A 2129-nucleotide genomic window follows, 5' to 3' on the forward strand; every position below is an offset into this window, starting at 1 on the left:
TAATGGTATCGTGGTTTCTGGTGTTCGTGGCAAATGTTTACGAATTTGTTCGGCTACATCCATTATTGCTTATGCTTCCCAAGTTTTATTTTTCTTTTTCTTCTACTATTTTACCTCGGAAAATGACAAAAGAGGGTTATAACTGAGGGTATGTGGTTACTTGCACCTGATGTAAAAGTTCAAACAGAGTTTTTATCTGCCTTAGAAAAAGGAGTATTTATTGCTGAACATTTACTATCAGAAGATTATCAAAAAATCAAACAATTAAATCAGATTTACCAAGACTTACCTGCCGACTTTACTGATTTATCGTTAATAGCGATTTCTGAAAGATTAAATATACCTGCTATTGCTACTTTAGATAAAGATTTTGATATTTATCGCCGTTATCGTAATCAATTTTTTATTAGAGTTTTTTATCCTCAGTAGTCATATTTTATGAAAAAGAATTGACTTTTTTAAGTGGCTTTTTAGAGAGGATAGTTTAATATTTCCAGAATAATTGTGAATAATTCATATTTTTTTATCAAGCCAATTTTCAACTTTTAAATTAGGGATACGAGAAAATTCTCTGACATTATTGGTAACAACTGTTAAATTTAAACTGAGTGCATGAACACCAATTAATAAATCATTACCGCCAATGGGTGTACCTTTATTTTCTAAATCTGTGCGGATTTGAGCATAATGTTCTTCTACAGGAGGAATTAAAGGTAAAATGTCAATATTAGTTAAAATTAATTCAATCCTTTCTTTTAATTTAGCTGATTTCTTTTTTTCAGCTCCAAATTTGAGTTCACAGGCGACAATAATACTGGTACAGATTTTGTCCTCTCCAACATCTTTTACTTTTTCATAAACAATTCCTGTGGGATTTTTTAGCAATTCAGAAAGAATATTTGTGTCCAATAAATAAACATAATTCATTTTTATATTTCAATATCATCTAAAGGTAATAAACCCTCATCAATATCAGGAAAATCCTCTTCTAAAGGTTCAAGGGTAGAAAGAACTTTTAATAAAGATTTTTGACGTAATGGTTCAATAATTAATTTATCATCTTCTTGATGAATAATTACCGATGATGTTGTAATTTTTAATTCTTTAGGAATGGTTAAAGTCTGAATGTTTCCTTGTTGAATAAGTTTAACGTGATATTCTTTAAGCATGATTATTTATTGTATTTTGTATTTTTCTAATAATTATTAAAGACGATCGATCTAAAATCATTATATGTGATGACTCATAACACTTATAAAAAAAATCCAATTCATAACTCATAATTCAAAAATGAATCGTTTTTCTTCCCGTCAAACACCTTTAGATGAATCCTTTTTAAATCAAAGACTAAAAGGAGCGAAAAAGTACGATCGTATTGCTGGTTATTTTAGCTCCTCTATCTTAGAAGTAGCAGGGGAAGCCATTGAATCGATGACAGGGAAGGTTAGAATTATCTGTAACTCCGATTTAGAGATAAAAGACGTAGAAACCGCTAGGGCAGCTAATTTTGCCCTCAGACGAGAATGGTGTAGTTTTGAACCTGAAAAGTTAGATTCTCGCAGTAAACCCAGACTAACCAGACTATACCAGTTTTTGAGTACGGGAAAAATGGAGGTAAAAGTGTTACCCCGTGATAAATTTGGTTTAGTCCATGGTAAAGCAGGAGTTATCACTTTAGCTAATGGAATACAAACCAGTTTTTTAGGTAGCATCAACGAGACTTATTCGGCGTGGAAACTCAATTATGAACCATTCGTTAGAAGTTAAATAAATCAACAAACAGTCAAGATAATAGTAATAAAAATTAACAAATAGCTGAAAGCCTTATAAATGTCAATATTTGAGAGTATTCCCTTTTTCCCAACCACGGATGACTAAGAAAATTAACCGAGATCACGCACAAAAAAAACATCATCCTTTGATGGAAAATGATGCCATTTTTTCACATTTGTCGGAACTGTTAACCCCTTCTATTTTTGCTCAAGAAGGTTTGTTTCGTGATTTGGGATTAAGAAATCGTATTCTCAATTTGTCATTAATGACGGCAGCAATATTGACTCTTTTATGGCGTAATGTCCCCAGTGTAAACGAGTTAACCCGTATTTTAAATAAAGAAGGCTTTTTGTGGG

4 protein-coding genes and 1 pseudogene are annotated in these 2129 nt (G+C 31.5%); 3 read left to right on the plus strand and 2 right to left on the minus strand.

Annotated features, from left to right (window positions below; all coding sequences use genetic code 11):
• The first annotated feature begins 150 nt into the window (after positions 1-150).
• Positions 151-429 carry a type II toxin-antitoxin system VapC family toxin gene (locus tag ACEW8E_RS10290; RefSeq protein ID WP_373480257.1) on the plus strand — a complete coding sequence of 93 codons (279 nt, stop codon included), beginning with the start codon at positions 151-153 and terminating at the stop codon, positions 427-429.
• An 84-nt stretch (positions 430-513) separates the two neighbouring features.
• Here the strand turns inward: ACEW8E_RS10290 and ACEW8E_RS10295 are convergent, their stop codons facing one another.
• Together ACEW8E_RS10295 and ACEW8E_RS10300 are read right to left on the minus strand one after the other, a co-directional pair.
• On the minus strand, positions 514-927 hold the full coding sequence (locus ACEW8E_RS10295; RefSeq protein WP_373480258.1) for a type II toxin-antitoxin system VapC family toxin: 414 nt from the start codon (positions 925-927) through the stop codon (positions 514-516).
• Between the two features lie 2 nt (positions 928-929).
• Positions 930-1169: an antitoxin gene (locus ACEW8E_RS10300; protein WP_373480259.1), complete on the minus strand. Its 240-nt coding sequence runs from the start codon at positions 1167-1169 to the stop codon at positions 930-932.
• A gap of 121 nt (positions 1170-1290) precedes the next feature.
• On the opposite strand from ACEW8E_RS10300, the gene ACEW8E_RS10305 reads away from it, so the two are divergent.
• Complete coding sequence (locus ACEW8E_RS10305) at positions 1291-1767, plus strand: phospholipase D-like domain-containing protein (RefSeq protein ID WP_373480260.1); 477 nt, start codon at positions 1291-1293, stop codon at positions 1765-1767.
• Between the two features lie 154 nt (positions 1768-1921).
• Positions 1922-2129 (plus strand): annotated as a pseudogene (locus ACEW8E_RS10310) (IS4 family transposase); the annotation flags it as partial.

The organism is Geminocystis sp., assembly GCF_041753295.1.
Classification (GTDB): Bacteria; Cyanobacteriota; Cyanobacteriia; order Cyanobacteriales; family Cyanobacteriaceae; genus Geminocystis.